Origin of the sequence: Shewanella gelidimarina, assembly GCF_023283945.1 — a bacterium.
Taxonomy (GTDB): Bacteria; Pseudomonadota; Gammaproteobacteria; order Enterobacterales; family Shewanellaceae; genus Shewanella; species Shewanella gelidimarina.
Window position 1 is genome coordinate 145,155 of sequence record NZ_JAKIKW010000006.1, and the last position, 18,709, is coordinate 163,863.

Genomic DNA, 18,709 nt, shown 5'->3' on the forward strand with positions numbered 1-18,709 from the left:
CCACAATCAAGGTGTCCAGATCGATTAGACCAGAATAGTAGTCGTCGGAGCGGGTATTCTTGTTCACGCTATCGACGACTCAGCCAAAGATTTTTACACAAGATTTGGCTTCAAAAAATCCACATTTGATCCTATGGTGTTTATGGCTAGAGTAAAGGATATTGAAGCGGTTCAAAAAGCATTAATTTAAAGGATGTCCCTGTGTCAGGATAGATAATTGGACTCCCCACTCTCTAATCAGTTACGTTATATCTCAATTCTCACGAGATTTTGGAGTCCAAAATGAAAGGTACTATTATTGGCGTTGATCTGGCTAAAAATGTGATTCAAGTTTGTGTCTTCACAAATAACAAGGTGCACTCAAATACTGAAATGGCACCTAATGAATTTACTGGCTGGCTTGCCAACTCAGCCCCCGTAACCATAGTCTTTGAAGCTTGTGGAATGTCTAATTACTGGAAACAAAAAGCAGGATCATTTGGTCATGAAGCTAAATTAATTTCGGCCAAGTTAGTCTCAGCCGTCAGACAAAATCAAAAAACGGACAAAAATGATGCCTTAGCGATTGTTCAGGCCGCACTGTTACCTGAGGTCAATTTCATCACGGGTAAATCGCTCGAACAGCAGCAACTGCAATCCATCATGAGGTTACGAGAACTTGCTATCAAACAAAAAACCGCGTCGAGTAACCAGCTCATCTCGTTACTGGCAGAGTTTAATATTGTGGTGTCGAGCAGAAATGGCGGCTTGCGTGGTGTCATTGAATCCACTTTAGAAAATGCTGAAAATGACTTTTCTTGTGAATTTCGAGGTGCTCTTGCCGCAGCCTGGCAACATCATTTATCCATAGTAAAATCCATCGAGACTTATGATCTGTGTTTGGAACAATCACTTGACACTCACCCAGAGGCTCAAAAATTATTAAAAATTGAAGGTGTGGGTACCATCAATGCGATTAATCTCTATATCGCATTGGGCTGCGCTGATATTGGTGTCGTTTCCAGAGGGAAAGATGCTTCCGCCTGCATTGGATTGACCCCGATTCAATATTCTTCAGGTGGAAAGGTCAAACTGGGTTCGATAGGAAAACACGTTAAAAATAGCATTCTCAGAAGCCAGTTAATCACTGGCGCATTGTCAGCGGTCAGTCATATAGTCAAAAGAGAAGCCAAAACGACTAAGGAGCGTTGGGTCCAAGCTCTGGTTGAGTGACGGGGTAAAAAATGTGCGGCTGTGGCGTTAGCCAATAAGACGGTCAGAACCGCCTATGCCATGCTCACACAGGGTACAGAGTATAAAGCAGAATTAATTTCAGTTTAAAAAGCGTTCAAACAACAAAAATGCACAATCGAAGATTAAAAATCAGCCAGTTAAGGTAGTCGGCATCAATGAGCCTTGAGCTCGCAGGTTAGATTTATCCACTGGTTCGCGTAAATATCATAGAGCCTGAGTTCGCTACTCAATTGAGAGCTCGTACATAAGTTCGCATTTATTTCTTCAAGAGTGCCTGTTTGTTGTTGACACCGGGGAGTCCACATAAGATGCCCACTATAGTGCGGAGAGTTATTTGATCACGAAAGAGCACTGTCCAATCTCTTTCCAACTCTCGTGCCTTTTGGCCACAGCGTATAAACCACTTCCGCTGTTTCTCGCATAACGCACCTTACATGGATTCACTTACGTTCATCATACTGACTCCCTAGCACTCACCCGATTGTGGTTATCAGGAGGAGCGTCCTCTCACGATTCAGCTCCCGTCCAATGGACTTCGTTACATTGTCAGACTCGCTGCTTTATTCAGAGTCTTAGGGTCATCTGGTGATACAGATGGTTCACTCTTATCGCGGTGAACAGCGCTTCATACGACTTCAGGTCGCACGGACAAAAGCGAGTTACGCACAGGCATGTCTCTGGACATAATCAATGATGATTTTTGATAATAACAAGGAATTACCAAATGACTCCTTTGGTTTAGCTTCAACTTAACCCGTAGTTCTAGAGGTTTGCACAGTGGATATTAAAAAAATTAAGTTTCTTGCTAAGGAATTACAGAACGCTTTACCGTTTGGTCGCGAGGGGATTGTTACTCCCGAAGAGTACGCCCATGCACTTGCTATAGCTGACGAACTGACAGACGACTACAAAGACAGCTATGCGATTTTGCTCAATGTGTTGTGGCCTCCCATTCAGTGTTATGAGGATACAGCGCCCGAATTTACTGAATTTAATGAGCGATTTGCTAAATCAGAGGTAGAAGATAAGAAAAGGCAAGTTGAGTTGATCAAATCAAGATTAAACCAACCTGAAATCGACGTTGATATTGATGGCCTCCTTTAATACGGGCGTACACCAAGCTAAGTCTGCAAGATTATAACGCTCTGATTTGATCAACAACGCCGTTAATCTCTATACCGCTTATAATGTTCAAATGGAGTTACGTGATTTTATCACCTTGCTCGTGACATTTGGAATGAACTAACTCAAAAATCTCTCTTCATACTTACAAATGAGATCAGCAAGCTTGTTTAGCTCAATTGCCAATTCAGTATCAGGCTTTGCTCCCCACAATTGCTCTATTCGCTTCAGAGCAAACTGATGTTCGGCTGAATTAGATATTTTACCTCCTGCCAAAATGTCTCTGATGGCGATTGCCAGATCTGAGTCATCTTTGAGGAATGTCGCTTTTTCCTCATCTATAGCGTCAAAGATATTATCGTAACTGATAGGTTCCTCTTTTTGAGCGCAAGATCTATTAATTGCCGATTTTTTAGTGTTGTTATTTGCAGCTTCTTTGTTTATCGATGATTTTATATTCATTCAGAAATACCAACTTAATACCCTCGTCTTATTATACTCAATTTTAATAGAGTAAGTCAGAACGCTTTGTGCATAGTACTAAGGCTGAGCGTTGGCATTTGTTCGTTCAACGAATGCCAACGCTGATGTTGAAGTATTAAAATCAACTTTTAAGCTCAGTGTTTGATGAGGTCAAACTGTCTCAAAAAGCCATTCTCGGACAAGTTAATGTCTCATGCTAAAATTAAGTTCACGTATAAGTAACTGAATAATTGATATTTATAGAGGGTTTTTGGAGAAGTGTAGAATAGGGTACAACATTTTTTAATTCTACTAAATGCAAATTTTTTGGTGTGTTAAATGATTTTAGTTCTAAAACCCTGCGAATATAGCAAGTTTAGCTAGCTAGCTAGCCTCCAGCTTATGCAGATGATTATAATTAGTTACCTAATTTCGTCCAAGAGGGTACCTTTCGGGTACTGCTAAATGAGTATATGTATAAAGTGGGTTGTGTTAAAATCACCAGCCTTAGCTATGACAGATAATAGCGTCGATATTTTAAGATATCTTAGACTATGAATTTTATGAACTTTAAGGATTTGGGGCGGAAAATGGACTTTTTGCAAGGCATATTCAAGTTACCACGCGCTCAAAAGCGTTTCGTGAGCTTGTTAGTTGATTCTTTATTTTTATTATTTGCTTTTTGGAGTGCTTTATTAGTTCGTTTAGATGACGTTTCGGTTTTAGCTGATCGCAATTATTGGCTGGTTTTATTGTTTGTACTGCCTGTTAGTTTGTACGTGTTTGCTAAACTTGGCCTTTATCGTGCGGTATTGCGTTATATGGGGTTACAAGCTGTGGTAGCGATTGCTTCCGGAGTCGTTGTATCGACGATAACGTTGGTGCTGATAGCATTTTATACGGAAGCTAATATTCCTCGAACCTTCCCACTTATTTACGCCGCTTTTGCACTGGTTTTTATTGGCGGTTCACGAGCAATGGTTCGCTCGTTGGTAGGAACCGGTATCAAGCGTATTGGTGAACCCGTGATCATTTATGGCGCGGGGGTTAGTGGGCGTCAGCTTCTAAGTTCTTTAGCCCAAAGTCACGAATATTATCCTTTTGCGTTTGTCGATGATGATGAAAGTTTGCATGGAACGGTTATTCAAGGGGTGCATGTTCATTCACCTTCTATTATTCGTAAACTTATCAAGCAAAAGTCAGCAACTAAAGTGCTATTAGCGATACCGAGTGCTAGTAGGAGTAAGCGTCAGAGTATCTTGTTAACTCTCGAGTCTTTGGCCGTTCAAGTGCTTACTATCCCCGCGATGGCTGATTTGGTGAACGGCAAAAAGCTATACAGTGATATTAAAGAAGTTGAGATTGAGGATTTGCTTGGAAGGGACTCTATCTCTCCTCGTGAGGATCTTCTTTCTGCCAATATTACCAACAAAGTTGTTCTGGTAACCGGAGCTGGAGGTTCTATTGGCTCTGAACTGTGTCGCCAGATTATAAAGCAATCACCTGCTAAATTGGTTTTGTTTGAACTCTCAGAATTCGCTTTATATGCGATAGAGAGGGAATTAAGGACGATTGCTTTAGAGCTTAATTTAGATGTACCTATTTTCCCTCTGATGGGGTCGGTCCAGCGTGAGAATCGAATTCAGGCTGTAATGGAGTCCTTTAGCGTTCAAACGGTCTACCATGCTGCAGCATACAAGCATGTGCCTCTTGTTGAGCACAATGTAGTGGAAGGAGTTCGAAATAATGTGTTCGGGACTCTATATACCGCAAGAGCTGCAATTGCTGCCAAGGTAGAAACGTTTGTTTTAATTTCGACAGATAAAGCGGTTCGCCCAACTAATGTCATGGGCACCACAAAACGTATGGCTGAATTGGTATTGCAGGCTTTCGCTAAAGAAAATAAGCACACTCGTTTTTGCATGGTTCGCTTTGGTAACGTTTTAGGCTCATCAGGTTCTGTAGTACCTTTATTTCGAACTCAAATCGCTAATGGTGGCCCTGTTACTGTTACTCACCCTGAAATCACTCGTTTTTTCATGACTATTCCAGAAGCATCGCAACTCGTTATTCAGGCGGGTGCTATGGGTAAAGGGGGTGATGTTTTCGTATTGGATATGGGCAAATCAGTAAAAATTGTAGATTTAGCCTCGAAGATGATCCGCTTGAGTGGATTTGAAGTTAGAAACGAGATCAATCCAGATGGTGATATAGCGATTGAGTTTAGCGGTTTACGACCTGGTGAAAAGCTCTACGAAGAGTTGCTTATTGGTGATGATGTTACCGGAACTGAGCACGAACGTATTATGACTGCGAATGAGTCATGTTTGAGTTGGAATGAATACTCCATCATATTGGAAAGACTTGATAAAGCTTGTCATGCATTCCAACACGAAGTGATTCGCGATATTTTGCTTACTACGCCGACAGGCTTTAATCCAACTGATGGTATCTGCGACTTGGTATGGCAACAAGGTGTGTCAGCAAGAGAGACGGATTCGATAAAAGAAACTGCAAAAGTTATCCCGTTAGTTTCTTAATTCGTCCTCAAGTTTATTTAAAGGCCAATTGTTAATTCGTCCTCAAGTTTATTTAAAGGCCAATTCTTAGAGTTGGCCTTTTTTGTTTTTAAAGGGGTAAAAAAATCGGTATAAGCGAAGACGGTTAGGGGCTGGTTAAGAGCCGGTTTAGAGCCGGTTTAGAGCCGGAAAAGTCGAAGGCCGGTTAAGAGCCGGTTTAGAGCCGATAAAAGCCGGTAAGGGCCGAGAAGGGTTAGAGCCGGGAAAAGCTAAGACGGTTTAGGGCTGATAAAAGCCGGTAAAAGCAGGTTAAGAACCGGGAAGATCAAAGACGGTTGAAGGCCGGTAAAGGTAGATTAAAAGCCGGGAAGGGCAGGTTAAGAGCCGATTAGAGCTGAGACGATTAAGGGCTGTTTTTTACCTAACCTCATTGTGTAGGTTCATTCATAATATAGACGGAATGTGCTTCTTCAAAGACATTGGGTGTATGTGAGAAGAGATTGTTAAAGTAGTTGAGGCAAAATTCCCCACGCGGAATTAGTTTTTGAGTTCTTGGTTTAGTTGAAAGTAGTTAAATTGTGCTCTGTAGTCATGCCCTATTGTGGGCTATAGCTTAGCGCTTTTATGGAGTATTTTAAGTTGGCTGTGGTAATAAATAGCAAGACAAATAAAGTCATACTTATAACCGGTGGTTCAGGCTTTATCGGTTCTGCGTTAGTACGTTTTATTATTGAACAGACACAAAATGAGGTTGTTAATATTGACAAGCTCACGTATGCGAGTTCACCTTCCGCGTTGGCCTGTATTGAACATAGCGCGCGTTATCAATTTATAAAGGGTGATGTATGCGATCGGGTGTTACTGCTACGCGTATTGGATCAATTTAAGCCAGATGCCATTATGCATCTAGCAGCTGAAAGCCATGTTGATCGCTCTATCAGCGGTGCTGATGAGTTTATACAGACCAATATTGTTGGCACATTTACACTATTGGAAGCTTGTCGAGATTACTACTCGGCCTTGCAAGGTGATAAGCAGCAAAAGTTTCGCTTCCTTCATGTGTCCACTGATGAAGTGTATGGTGATTTACCTGATGGAGGTAGGTTCACTGAACAATCAAGCTATGCGCCTAGTTCGCCATATTCTGCGAGTAAAGCTGCCGCAGATCATCTTGTACGCGCTTGGTACAGAACATACGGCCTGCCAGTCGTATTATCAAACTGTTCTAACAACTATGGCCCATATCAGCATGTTGAAAAGCTGATCCCTCTTACTATATCAAACGCACTTGAAGGCAAGTCAATTCCTATTTATGGCTCCGGTAAGCAGATAAGAGATTGGTTATACGTTGACGATCATGTACGAGCACTTTATCAGGTAGTGTGTCATGGGACATTGGGTGAAACTTATAATGTCGGTGGTAATACAGAGATGCAGAACATTGATGTCGTCAAAGAGATTTGCAACATTCTTGAAGATGTCGCTGCGGATAACCCATATTCGCTGAAGGGTAGTGATAAGAGTGTTGACGGTTTTGCGAGCTTGATATCATTTGTGAACGACAGGCCAGGTCATGACGTACGTTATGCTATTGACGCGAGTAAAATCGAAAAAGAATTGGGTTGGAAACCGCAAGAATCTTTTGAGTCGGGACTGCGGAAGACGGTTGAGAGCAGGTTTAGGGCCGGTTAGAATCCGGTTAGAAGCCGGTAAAAGCTAAGACGGTTTAGAGACGGTTAGAGCTGGGAAGATTGAAGGCCGGGAAGGGCTGAGACGGTTTAGGGACGGTTAGATGCCGGGTAGAGCAGATGAAAGCCGATAAAGATTAGATTAAGGGCAGGGAAGAGCAAAGACGGTTTAGGGCCGAACAAAGCAAAGACGGTAAGATCGAATGTGCTGTTATCCGTTAGCCTTGCTTCGTCTTGGTTTGCATCGTTTTGGTTTGTACATCACAGCCTGTATCGTCTCAGCTTCTATCGTCTCAGCATTATCCGGCTTTAAATCGGCTCTTAACCGATTATCACCTTCTCAGCTTGTACAGTTTCCGCTCGCACCTATCTCGATTTTTGCATTGGGGAGTAGTTTTTTATATTCCTCTGCGAGTGCTGCTTTAGCTTCGCTATCGCCGTGTACAATACGGATTAGAGTGGGCTTAATGCGCATGCCTTTTACAAAGTTAATTAGGTTGTGTTGGTCTGCGTGGGCTGAATAGCCACTGACGGTATGGACTCCTGCTTTAATGGCTACTCTCTTGCCATTTATGGTGCTGTAACCTCCGCGAGGGCCAAAGGTTTGGATCTCTCGTCCTGTTGTTCCTTGTGCTTGGTAACCTACAAATATGATATCGGTTGTTGGCTCGCCGAGCAGCCTCGCTAAATAGTTTTGAATTCTTCCACCAGTACACATGCCACTCGCGGCAATAACTATCGCCGGTTTATTGCGCTTACACAGGTAATCGATGGTTGCTAGGTGCTCTTGATGGCTGCCGACGGTATAAAGCTGCTCGAAGTCTAACGGGTGTCTGTGTTGAGTGAGCTTGCGTTTGGCTTCGTTGTCCCACAGCGTTTTAAACTGTAGGTAGTGCTCGGTAAACTTTGCGGCCATTGGCGAATCAATAATAACTTCAATATGTTGCCACATCTCATTCTTATGCTGATATTGATGGATCAGCTGCTCTAGTTCATAAAGTAACTCTTGTGTTCGGCCAATACTAAAGGCTGGGATAAGTACCACGCCATTATCTGCAACAGACTTTTCTATTACCTTTCTTAAACTCTCGCTCCGCTGTTTACGTCCTTGATGGTTCTTATCGCCGTATGTTGACTCTATAACTAAAGTGTCTGCTCTATAAGGGCTTTTGGGACTTGCAAGCAACGGAGTATTAGTCGCACCTAAATCACCGGAAAATACTACTCTGTGCTTAGCTTTGTTCTGGTTGTTGTCTTGGCTCTTGTCTTTGTTCTTATTTGTGTGCTTATTTTTAGAGGCAGCACTATTGGATAGCTCTATTTCTACATAGGCGGAGCCAAGAATATGACCCGCGGGTTTAAATTTTGCTTTGGCTTGGTTATAGGTATTGGCTTGATGGCCTGGGTTCGCGTGATTCACTGCGTTGTTGCTGAGAGGGGAGTTGAGTTCTAAGGCAAACCATTGATTATATTCAATCGGTGTGATGAGTTGTTGCAGTTTTTTTAAGTAGAGCTTTATCATACGGTGGTTTTGGGTCACACCAATTTTTAGTGCGTCTTCAATAACCATTGGCAGTAGCGCTGCAGTGGCCACGGTGGCGTAGATAGGTTTGTTAAAGCCCGCTGCAAGCAAGTAGGGTATTCTGCCAACATGGTCGATGTGGCAGTGAGTCACAATTAGTGCTTGGATATTACTGAGTTCGAACTCTATCGGCAGTTGTTCAATGGCGCTTTTGCCCGCGGTTTCAGCTCCCTGGAATAGTCCGCAGTCAATGAGAATACTCGAGTGATCGTTGATATCAAGTTGGTGGCAAGATCCTGTGACGCCGTTGACTGCGCCGTGATGGATTATTCGCATATTTATCTCCGTATCTATACCAAAATCGTTTGGGTAACCCCTTCCATGGATTAAACTAGAGTAATGCAAATATAATAGGATGCAAATATAACGGGCAGCAAAGGTGCTTAATGAGTGTTATTTTAATGATGGCCACTGTTGCTCTTGTTGCTGAACTTTAGCACCGAGTTTTTCTTTTGCTGTACTTTAGTTATTTTTCGCGCTTTTTACCATGAGATATTATGAAACTCATTTCTACCGCTATTGCTGATGTGTTGTTATTCGAGTCCCAACGTTTCGGTGATGAGCGTGGTTTTTTTATGGAAACCTTTCGCCAATCTCAGTTTGACAAATTGTTTGAGGGACTAGGATTAACAGCCCCCACTTTTGTGCAAGAAAACATGAGTCGCTCTGCAAAGGATGTGTTGCGGGGACTGCATTTTCAAAAGAACCATCCTCAAGGCAAGCTTATTCGAGTGGTCGCCGGAGAGATTTTTGATGTGGCCGTTGATATTCGTCAAGGTTCGGTGACTTTCGGCCAATGGGTTGGTCAAATTCTGTCAGCTGAAAACCGCCTGCAACTGTATATTCCTGCAGGATTCGCACACGGTTTTTTAACCTTGAGTGATTCAGCAGACATTATCTATAAGTGCACAGATTACTATGCGCCTGAAGATGAGGGGATTATTGCCTGGAATGATACTGACATTGCCATCAATTGGCCGTTAGCGAAGGGCATTGTTCCGATATTATCGGATAAAGATGGGAAACAAAGACGGTAAAAACTAACAAAGACGGTAAAATCTTAGACGAACGGCCTACGGCCTTACGGCACGTGACTTTGTCACTACGGAACGCTTCGCTTACGGTAAAAATAAAATCTTAGATGAACGGCCTACGGCCTTACGGCACGCGACTGCGTCACTACGGAGCGCTTCGCTTACGGTAAAAACTAGCAAAGACGGTAAAATCTTAGACGAAGGGCCTACGGCCTTACGGCACGCGACTTCGTCACTACGGAACGCTTCGCTTACGGTAAAAACTAGAAAAGAGCAAAGCGACGGTATAAATGCCGACCTTCTCAGCTTGTTCGGCCTTTCCCTCGCTCTTAACCGTTTTGGCTCCAACCGGCTCTTGATCGGCTCCAAACCATCTTAGCTTGTACCGTCTCAGTACTTCTCGGCTTTAAACCTTCTCAGCTTATTCGGCTTTTCCCCTGCTCTTAACCAGCTTGCACCCACTCTTCTAATGCACGAAACGATTCGGTTTCATCTCCCCAAAACATCTTGTTTGCTGTTTGATAGTTTGCGCTGTATTTATTGGTCAGAGCGTTAACCGAAGCGGGTTCTATCTGAAGTAATAACTCGTTGAACGTCAGGCACTCTGGTCCTAGTGTCGGTATTGAACTGGAATACTCATACATTTCGCGGCAGTTTTGTTGATACTGCGCTTTATCGAATCGATAAAAACAGATGGGGATATTGAGTGGTAGTACATCAATAAACAGTGATGAATAGTCGGTGATCAGCAAATCGATTTCATGCAATATGCCATACACATCTTCCATCGCACTGATGTTTAATATGTTAGGTAGACTTGCAAGCTTATTGCCCATTTCGGCTTCATTCGGGTGTAATCTCAGTAAAAACAATTGATTATTTTTCTGCAGCTGTTCTGATAGCGCTTCCCAGTTAAACGCGGCAGTATAGGGCGTTTCATCTTCAAAGCGCTTACTTTCAAAAGCATCACGCCATGACGGGGCATACAAAATGACTTGTTGATAGCTTTGCCGAATACTTTCGTTCTCAACCTCACTCTGCATTTTACTCTCTGTTTTACTCCCCATTTCAGCGCCTCTTTCGCTACACTTTACATTCTTCAGTAGCACGCCTGTTTTGATGGATTGCGCCTGATGTGGGGTTAATCGATAGTAATCGGTTCTGGGATATCCGCAGCGAAGTAAGTTGCTACTTTTGAGTCTAAATGCGCTGTTAAACAATTCATCAACTAGCGGGCTGGGGCTGAGCATTAGGTCGGGTTTAATCCGTTGTTGATGTGCATGCATGCTCTGTATAAACGTTTGAAATCGTGATGTTGGATTAAATACCTTCGCCATTGGGCCTGACGTAATATCGAACTCAATTCTCTTCATCGGCAGACCATGCCACAGGTTTACTTTTACAGCGCCATTTGCCAGCCATTGATTGATGTCACCTATATAGCTGTTGTAAAAATAGTATTTGGCGGTTAATGCATGATACGCACCTTGGATTGACCAGCGGTAATAGACTTCACAACCATCACCTTGGAGCTGCTTGATAATATCTTTATTAGCAGTGATCCAAATACAGCGGATGAATTGGCTCTGTTGCCAGTGTTTATAAAGGTATTTACTGTTATCGGAAAATAGCTCTTTATAACTGCCAAATACGGCTTTATTTGCATTTCGAGGCGCAAGCGCTGATAGCCTATATACCAGCTTTCTGGTTGCTGCTTTAGCCCACTGCAAAGCCGAATTCTGCATTATTTTTGCACCTTATTAGTGTCATTATTTGGCATTTTGGCCGCAAGGCTATTTTTGATCTCGGTTGAGGAGATCTCTCCAGTGCGACTTAGATAAACAACATCGCACAGTATTGACAGTTCATCAAATTCTCCCTGCCAATCATCTCCCATCCCAAAAATACTGATATCGTGTTTACAGATATCTTTGGCCTTTTGCTGCCAATGGGTCTCTGGCACCACCATGTCGACGTACTGACACGCTTCAACAATTTCAGCGCGCTGCAGGTAACTAAAAAATGCTGCTTTACCTTTTAACGCATTAAACTCATCCGTTGAAACGGCCACAATTAACTTATCCCCCAGGGCTCTAAGACGTTTGAACAGACGTACATGGCCATAATGAAATAGATCGAAGGTGCCGTAAGTAATAATCGTTTTCATAATGTTCTCTCTTATATTCTCTAGATGAGCGCTAAATAGGGACTCGTTATCAATCAACATTCGTAGCAGTTACTGATGACTCGCTAATGATGGTTATTGCTTAACCGTGTTTATCGGTATTTTGTGTTTAACGGATTTGGCAAATATGGACATGGTGACTAACGACCAATATTTACTGCGCTGGTTAATACAAAGGTATTCGGCTTCAACAAACTGACGCTCTTCTATAGGTGCTGCAGCGTCGATAACTAATTGCAATGGGCCGTATAGCCCTAATGATGTTGCCAAGCGGATTGGGTTAGGCTGTTTGGTTGTTTGTACTTTTGCCTCAAATGGCGTCGCACCAAATAGGGCGAGTCGGCCGGTAATGACCCAATAAAGCTGCGGTAGACGGGCGATAAATAACGGACTTAGATTCCAACGCCAAGTTGCTTTTTGTCCACCTTTGATAAAAATAAATTCTCTGATCAAAGGTTGCTTAGGCTGGGTGATTAGCGACATCAACATCAATAACGGCGCAAACAGCAAGCCGATAGAGAACATGACCAATGCTTGTAATCTATCCAATGTGGAGACGTGTTGTAATGGCTGCAAACGGTTAGCGAGCTTGCCATTGTCAGAGATAATACTCGGGTCCGTGAGCGTTAAGTGGCCGCCATTTTCTGGCATGATCAGTAAGTCTTTACAGACAATGGCGTTACTGACATTGAGCCCCTGACCAATATAGGTATTGTCTAAAATAAGGCAGTTATTTAGACTGCAAGCTTTCTCTACTAAGCAGTTTTTGCCGACGATAATGCTTTGCTGCATATCAACACTTTCATCTATCCAGGTATTTTTACCTATCACACCCCATGCGTCGTGCATTCTAAGTTGGCCGGTTTTGGTTTTAGCACCAAGGTAAAAACCCTGTACCTTGGAAGCACTGCTAAAGTATCGCCCTTTAGGGGTTATGCCGGTGAGCTTTGCTGACGCAATCGTTTGGTTGGCACTCATGTAATCTTGCAGAGAATCGAGCATAAAGCAGTCGCCGTGCAGAATTTGAGTGACACTTTGCGATTGCTCGGGACTCTGATTCACGTTTTGGCTATTAGCTAATGGCCAGTTGAGATCTTCAGTAAAATGCTTGGCGCCAGGGAGCATCATTAGGCCTGCATTTTTGTTCGCTATTTTTGCAACTACGTGGCTAGTCATCATCTGTTGGCTAAATTGCACGAATGATTTGATGCAAGGGCTTCTCAACATATCGGCTCGCGCCAGCAATATTGCTTCATTTGGGTTAAGCGCTAGCCGTGGCAGAATGTTGGATACTGCTTCTTGCTCACGACTTAAAAAATACTCAACGTTTAATCCCCATTTCTCGCCATTACCAATGAGCTTTTCTATTGCTGCAGATTGAGCAGAGATAACAATTCTCACTCGGTCAATTTGGGCTTCGGCTAAATCTTCCAAGGTAAATTCAATCACCGCCTTATTACCGACAGGCAAGAGTGCAGGGCAGTAATGCGCATGCAAGGGGGCGAGTTCATTACCATTTCGATTAGCGAATATGATTGCTTGCATAGTCAGCTCCTTAATATGCGCCACGAGCAAATAACACGGCTGGAATGGTTTTAATCAATAGCCAAACATCGGCAGTGATTGATTGCTGGTAGATATAATCGATGTCGAGTTCCACTTGCTGCTCAAAAGGGATATTTGAGCGTCCAGATACCTGCCAAATACAGGTGATCCCAGGTTTTACCAGCAGCCTGTTTCTATCATGCTGGCTGTATTGCTTCACTTCACTTAACAGCGCGGGGCGCGGACCGACTAACGACATATCGCCTTTTAAGACATTCCAAAGTTGTGGCAGCTCATCGATTGATGCTTTACGAATAAACTTACCTATCAGGGTGACTCTTGGGTCTCGCTTCATCTTAAACAGCACACCGCCTTGCATTTCATTGTCTGTTGTCATCACAGCGAGTCTTTGCTCTGCGTCTTGATACATGGAGCGCAGCTTCCACATGGTGAAGGGTTGGTTATGTCGTCCTGCACGCGTTTGGCAAAACAACACCGCGCCTTTCGACTCAATACGGATACAGAGTGAAATTAGAATGAACAAAGGCATGAGTAACGTAAGTAAGGTGGCTGATACCGAAATATCGAGCATACGTTTAGTGCCGCGGTTTAAGCGTCGACCTAAGTTATGTGCTGCGCGGCTTGCATTTGCTCGCTTAGCATCAAAATTTGGGGTGTAGTGAGTATTTGTTTTAGCCTTTACCTTTTGCGGCTGCGTTGACTGCATCTTTCTCAGTTGACGGTTTTCGCTCCAAACTCGTAGCAAAAACGTTGGATTGCCGATGATATACCGTTGCCACATTCTGCTAGGCTCTTGCAGTAGTCTATAGGTCCACTCCATTCCCATTTGTCTTAACCATAAAGGGGCTCGTTTGATCCGATTTGAATAGAAATCGAACAGACCTCCGACACCGATGCCAACATGGCAGTTGAGTTGGTGCTTGTTCTCTTTAAGCCATTTTTCTTGCAGGGGTGCGCCCATCGCGACCAACAAAATATCTGCTTGAGATTGGTTTATGCAATCAACAACGGCCTTGTTTTCACTATTATTAGGCTCTTTGCTATTGGCGTTGTTGCCTCCGGTGTCGGCATGCTTGTGGCTCATATTGAAATAGCCGCTATGAGCGCCTGCAATTTTTAGATCAGGGTAGCTTTTTTGCATATTGTTGGCAGCGTCAATGGCAACCCCATCAGCCCCCCCCAATAGAAAAATAGACAACTGCTGCTCGGCGGCGAGCTGGCACAATCTTGGGAACATGTCGGTACCGTTGAGATTGTCTTTCAGCGTATGCCCTTTGGTTAAGCAAGCCAACCTGACGCCAATCCCATCAGCAAATACGCGTCCGCTTTGTTGTAAGCACTGGCGATAAACATCATTTTTCATGCTGATGTTTAAACAGTCCGCATTCACAAAGCTGTATTGTTTCATTACTGATGGAGTATCACTTTGGCACTGTTGCTGTAAATCACTTAAAAGATCCGCCATGGTCCAGTTATCTAGCACTATGCCAAACACAGAGATTGTTGCGGTTGTACGTTTGGTTTTTGGCATAAATATACCGGTGATAATCAACACGAATAAGGCTCTTACTAGCGCTGCAATGTAGTTAATCACGCTGCTGTGGGCTTTGTTGAGAGAGCGGTGTGCCGCTTCAAAGCCAAGGCCAGTGGCACTGTTCATCTGCTCAATCGAGGTGATTCCGGGGCTTATGGCGTAGTTTTTATCTGTTTGACGGCAAGCTTGTTCTGCATCAAATGCAAATTCGATCTTGCTACCCAGGAGGCTGATGTCACCGTTGAGCAGGTTCAATAGCATAGGCAGCGATTTAAAGTGTCCAGCGTAAGTAAACTGATATAGCGCGATAACACTATTGTTAGGTCCAGAAATAAACACAGACTCAAACGTATGGTTATGCGTGGCAGCGCTTCTGAGCATTGCATAAGCAAGTAATGGACTGGTGATTAATATCATCAAGATTGCGGCAAGTGCATCGACAATACGGATGGCGAATGCCGTGGTGCGGGTAGCGCGCGTTTGTGTTTTCGTCATCATCGGCCTCGTTGTCATCAATCGTGGTTATCAGTATCTGTTATGAATCTAGGTTATGAAGAGTTATTGCAGGTAATAGGCCAACACTTATATATTCAATTTAATCAGGTGTTTACTGGGTTTTCTAGTAGGTATTGTCTTGTGTTTTTTTAAGCCGTTTGCAACTTGCATCGCGTGCTGCAAACGATTTATGACTCTTAATCGGGCAATTGTTGGGCGTTGAAGAGGGGAATATACGGGGATATGGCGGTATACGGATATATGGACTCTAGCAAGGCTTTTACAAGCCATTGCTAGAGGAGAGTCGCTCTGCTTTATAAGCTGTTCATTAGCTCGGGTGTCACGCCGTCTTTAGATATTCGAGCACGTTGCATACGTCCTAGAACGGCTTGAGCACATAGCTCAATGCCTTTATAGGCGCTGCGCGGCAATATTTTTAACAGGTAGGCGGCGGCAAGTGTTGCCAGGGTACGGCCGGTTTCGTGCTTAAGAATCGACGGTGATGTTTTTAATGCTTGGTTTATGCGTACCACCGCTTCTTTACCATCATTATTACGAATGGCCTGTCTCGCTAAGTATCGCAGTTGATACGCGCGGGCGCGATTTTCGTGTTGGGCTAATAACTCAGGTGCGTAGCGGCTGGCTTTGTTGATCATATTTTCCCATGAAGCATATTGCTTATTGGAGTCCGCTGATAAGCCCTGGTTATTGAGGCGGTAATAGGTGAGTGGCGCCGGTAGCCCTTCCATTTTCCAATGGGTGGTTGCAAGGATCCTTAACCAGCATTCTATATCTTCTGATTGACGAAAGTTTTCATCAAAATAGCAACTATGGGGATGGCTTTTGTTCAGTGCTTGATAACGGATATCACCTAGTGTTTCTCGGCGCAATACGGGCGCCGAACCGTTACCAACAGGATTGCGGCACAGCAGATCACTGGCGCTGATATCGGTTAACTGTGGCATTTGGAACACATTAATGGCATTACCTTGGTAATCTATAAACAGTGAGCGAGAAAAGCTAATGCCCACCTCCGGCGCATTATCTAAGTGTTCTACATGCTGCGCTAACTTTTCAGGGTGCCACATGTCGTCAGAATCAATAAAAGCGACGTAACGGCCTATGGCGTGGCGGATCCCGGTATTTCTGGCGGCAGCCAACCCTTGATTAACATCATGACTAATAATGCGAATACGTGGGTCGCTAAACGACTGGCACAGGGCAAGGCTGTTGTCGGGTGAACAGTCATTGACCAATATGAGTTCAAAGTGGCTAAATTCTTGTGCCAATACTGAGTTGATAGCGTCTTTTACAAAAGCTTCAACATTGTAGATGGGCATAACAACAGAGACTTTTGCAGTTAAAGGTTTGTGGTATTGGTTATGAGAAGTCATAGCGTGTCTCCCGTGAGCCAACGGTTATCGGCTGTGTCGGTTGATTAGGGTTATGAATGCTGGATTGCGGGCTGGCTGTCACTTGAGCTGTCACTTCTGTGCTGATGGCCGCTGAAGCTGCATCGGTTTGTGGAGGCGTAATCTGGCTGCTGTCAGACTCAGGTTCGGGCTCGGACTTTTGGGTTAGCTGTAAGTAAATAGTGAAACTGGGCATCATAAATAGATGCACTAGCAAAATGCCCAGTGCTACCGTTGTGAGCCCTGAGAAACTGCAGAGGGTGATCGTCACTGCGAGTACTAAGGTAAAAATACTGTTGCAGATAAGGTTGAATCGACTTTGTCCTGAGCTAATTAAATATTGGCTAGCGGCTTCACCAAGTGGCCTGACTAAACCACTGAGACAAAGCAAAATAAAAATCGGTAGTGCGCCAGCTTCAAGCCATTTTTGACCGTAAATTAGCGGCAGGTAAAAAGGGGCTAGTGCAGCCTGCACGGTAATAATGGGCACCGTGAGTAACATAATAAACTTGAGTGATTGAAAGTACTTTTGCTGCTGTGAAGTGTTCTTTTGAGCATCGTTGGATTGTTTCTGACATAGATGCGAATAAAGCGCAGTGCCATAGCTTTGTATCAAACCAAGACTAATTCCTAAACTGGCATTGAAAGCAAAAAAGTAGATCCCCAATGCTTCTATGCCAAGGAAATAGCCAACAAGTATGTAGTCGATGTTCTGGCGGATGGCGATTGCCAAGTCACCTAAACCTACCTGTATACCAAACCTTAAGATCTCAATTGCTTGTAGGCTTAAACCCAGTTTATGCTTTTGGGGGCTCGTTTGGCATTGACCGGAGTTAATCGCACTCGATGCTGATTCGAGTGTCTTTGATAAAGCCTCGGGAAGGGGATTGTGATATCGATGAACCCCAATCCAAATAAATATCACAATAATCTTAGGCAAAATAATTGCCCAGATCCCTAACCCGAGTAAAGCCAATGTTGCGGTGAGAAGTCCATCAAAAACGGTCTGCCAAAGTACGGCACGTCCTACTACCCTCATTCGGTTGAGGCGTAGGTTCTTTGCGGCGTAAAGCATGCCTAGCGGCAGTAATAAATAGCTTGTTGCCATGAGTATCATAGGAAGTATGAGCTGCAAGTCATCGTAATAGAATGCAAGCGGCAAACTGAGTAAGCTCATGGCAACGAAGGCGGTAATCGCAGCTAACCAGTTAACTTGATTAGCACTGGTGAGTGCATTGTTAAACTGTTCATCATTCATTTGTATTAATGCGGCGGATGATATTCTGCGTGTGGGAGTACAGATAACTTCAAAACTGGTGAGAATGATGGCGACCAGACCAAATACTTCCGGTGTGAGTAAGCGAGCAATGATAATGCTAGAACCTAAACGCACAATACGACCGAGTACTTGAGCGGAGCCAAGCCAAAATAGACTCTTGCCAAGCGCACTCCCTAAGAGGGTGGTTAGGGTGCTTTTAAGTTGTGAAATAGCTTGCATACAACCACCTGTTATTCAATTCGAGAGGGCTAGGATTAAGCTGTTAATCGCGTCGTCACTCTCTTCTTCTGTAATCTGTCATCGACTCTTAGCGTTAGCTTTAACGTCTTTGGCTAAGGGTTATTGGAGGTGACTTTTCCTCTTGTCATATACAGAGGGTTACAGATATCGTGCCAACCTTGTGTTTTAACGCTGGAAGAATGTAAGTGTTTGAAGTGTATTGTGATTGATCCGTTGGGATGAAGGCGGTATTGGTGTGCTGCTATGTTCGGACGGATTGTGTCTGCGGATTTTGCATATTGCGAGTCAGAATGGAAACGGGATAGAGCCGGGATAGAGCCGGGGTGGAGCAGGGATAGAAGCCGGAATAGAGACGGAT

The 18,709-nt window shown here is 43.8% G+C and carries 12 protein-coding genes and 1 pseudogene; 5 read left to right on the forward strand and 8 right to left on the reverse strand.

Annotated elements, in window-relative coordinates; genetic code table 11:
- Positions 1-282 precede the first annotated feature (282 nt).
- A pseudogene (locus L2729_RS07730) lies at positions 283-1,320 on the forward strand (IS110 family RNA-guided transposase).
- A gap of 690 nt (positions 1,321-2,010) precedes the next feature.
- Positions 2,011-2,337: a hypothetical protein gene (locus L2729_RS07735; RefSeq protein ID WP_248987750.1), complete on the forward strand. Its 327-nt coding sequence runs from the start codon at positions 2,011-2,013 to the stop codon at positions 2,335-2,337.
- 138 nt (positions 2,338-2,475) lie between these two features.
- On the opposite strand, the gene L2729_RS07740 is transcribed toward L2729_RS07735, so the two are convergent.
- Positions 2,476-2,817 carry a hypothetical protein gene (locus tag L2729_RS07740; RefSeq protein WP_248987751.1) on the reverse strand — a complete coding sequence of 114 codons (342 nt, stop codon included), beginning with the start codon at positions 2,815-2,817 and terminating at the stop codon, positions 2,476-2,478.
- 590 nt (positions 2,818-3,407) lie between these two features.
- On the opposite strand from L2729_RS07740, the gene L2729_RS07745 reads away from it, so the two are divergent.
- Positions 3,408-5,357, forward strand: coding sequence for a polysaccharide biosynthesis protein (locus L2729_RS07745; RefSeq protein ID WP_248987795.1), 1,950 nt, complete (start codon positions 3,408-3,410; stop codon positions 5,355-5,357).
- Between the two features lie 618 nt (positions 5,358-5,975).
- Positions 5,976-7,028: a dTDP-glucose 4,6-dehydratase gene (gene rfbB / locus L2729_RS07750; protein ID WP_248987752.1), complete on the forward strand. Its 1,053-nt coding sequence runs from the start codon at positions 5,976-5,978 to the stop codon at positions 7,026-7,028.
- Positions 7,029-7,364: 336 nt separating this feature from the next.
- Here the strand turns inward: rfbB and L2729_RS07755 are convergent, their stop codons facing one another.
- Positions 7,365-8,882 (reverse strand): MBL fold metallo-hydrolase RNA specificity domain-containing protein, encoded by a 1,518-nt coding sequence (locus tag L2729_RS07755; protein ID WP_248987753.1) that lies wholly within the window; start codon positions 8,880-8,882, stop codon positions 7,365-7,367.
- 221 nt (positions 8,883-9,103) lie between these two features.
- On the opposite strand from L2729_RS07755, the gene rfbC reads away from it, so the two are divergent.
- The gene (gene rfbC / locus L2729_RS07760; protein WP_248987754.1) at positions 9,104-9,643 is read left to right on the forward strand and encodes a dTDP-4-dehydrorhamnose 3,5-epimerase; all 540 of its coding nucleotides are present in this window, start codon (positions 9,104-9,106) and stop codon (positions 9,641-9,643) included.
- 440 nt (positions 9,644-10,083) lie between these two features.
- On the opposite strand, the gene L2729_RS07765 is transcribed toward rfbC, so the two are convergent.
- The 6 genes from L2729_RS07765 to L2729_RS07790 all read right to left on the reverse strand — a co-directional run bounded on the left by L2729_RS07765 (position 10,084) and on the right by L2729_RS07790 (position 18,330).
- On the reverse strand, positions 10,084-11,385 hold the full coding sequence (locus L2729_RS07765) for a CDP-glycerol glycerophosphotransferase family protein (protein WP_248987755.1): 1,302 nt from the start codon (positions 11,383-11,385) through the stop codon (positions 10,084-10,086).
- Positions 11,385-11,807 carry an adenylyltransferase/cytidyltransferase family protein gene (locus tag L2729_RS07770; protein ID WP_248987756.1) on the reverse strand — a complete coding sequence of 141 codons (423 nt, stop codon included), beginning with the start codon at positions 11,805-11,807 and terminating at the stop codon, positions 11,385-11,387. Before L2729_RS07770 ends, L2729_RS07765 begins: the two co-directional genes overlap by 1 nt.
- 93 nt (positions 11,808-11,900) lie before the next feature.
- Positions 11,901-13,370, reverse strand: a complete 1,470-nt coding sequence (locus tag L2729_RS07775) for a sugar phosphate nucleotidyltransferase (protein ID WP_248987757.1) — start codon at positions 13,368-13,370, stop codon at positions 11,901-11,903.
- Positions 13,371-13,380: 10 nt separating this feature from the next.
- Positions 13,381-15,423 (reverse strand): WecB/TagA/CpsF family glycosyltransferase, encoded by a 2,043-nt coding sequence (locus L2729_RS07780; RefSeq protein ID WP_248987758.1) that lies wholly within the window; start codon positions 15,421-15,423, stop codon positions 13,381-13,383.
- Positions 15,424-15,734: 311 nt separating this feature from the next.
- Positions 15,735-16,814: a glycosyltransferase family 2 protein gene (locus L2729_RS07785; RefSeq protein ID WP_248987759.1), complete on the reverse strand. Its 1,080-nt coding sequence runs from the start codon at positions 16,812-16,814 to the stop codon at positions 15,735-15,737.
- Entirely contained in the window at positions 16,801-18,330 is a 1,530-nt protein-coding gene (locus L2729_RS07790) for an oligosaccharide flippase family protein (RefSeq protein ID WP_248987760.1), read from the reverse strand. Before L2729_RS07790 ends, L2729_RS07785 begins: the two co-directional genes overlap by 14 nt.
- Positions 18,331-18,709: the final 379 nt, after the last annotated feature.

What these genes read in the sequence shown, in the direction of transcription:
- L2729_RS07740 (WP_248987751.1), bottom strand. Translation starts at nt 2,817, where the DNA reads ATGAATATAAAATCATCGATAAACAAAGAAGCTGCAAATAACAACACT.
- L2729_RS07745 (WP_248987795.1), top strand. Translation starts at nt 3,408, where the DNA reads ATGGACTTTTTGCAAGGCATATTCAAGTTACCACGCGCTCAAAAGCGT.
- L2729_RS07755 (WP_248987753.1), bottom strand. Translation starts at nt 8,882, where the DNA reads ATGCGAATAATCCATCACGGCGCAGTCAACGGCGTCACAGGATCTTGC.
- rfbC (WP_248987754.1), top strand. Translation starts at nt 9,104, where the DNA reads ATGAAACTCATTTCTACCGCTATTGCTGATGTGTTGTTATTCGAGTCC.
- L2729_RS07765 (WP_248987755.1), bottom strand. Translation starts at nt 11,385, where the DNA reads ATGCAGAATTCGGCTTTGCAGTGGGCTAAAGCAGCAACCAGAAAGCTG.
- L2729_RS07770 (WP_248987756.1), bottom strand. Translation starts at nt 11,807, where the DNA reads ATGAAAACGATTATTACTTACGGCACCTTCGATCTATTTCATTATGGC.
- L2729_RS07775 (WP_248987757.1), bottom strand. Translation starts at nt 13,370, where the DNA reads ATGCAAGCAATCATATTCGCTAATCGAAATGGTAATGAACTCGCCCCC.
- L2729_RS07780 (WP_248987758.1), bottom strand. Translation starts at nt 15,423, where the DNA reads ATGATGACGAAAACACAAACGCGCGCTACCCGCACCACGGCATTCGCC.
- L2729_RS07785 (WP_248987759.1), bottom strand. Translation starts at nt 16,814, where the DNA reads ATGACTTCTCATAACCAATACCACAAACCTTTAACTGCAAAAGTCTCT.
- L2729_RS07790 (WP_248987760.1), bottom strand. Translation starts at nt 18,330, where the DNA reads ATGCAAGCTATTTCACAACTTAAAAGCACCCTAACCACCCTCTTAGGG.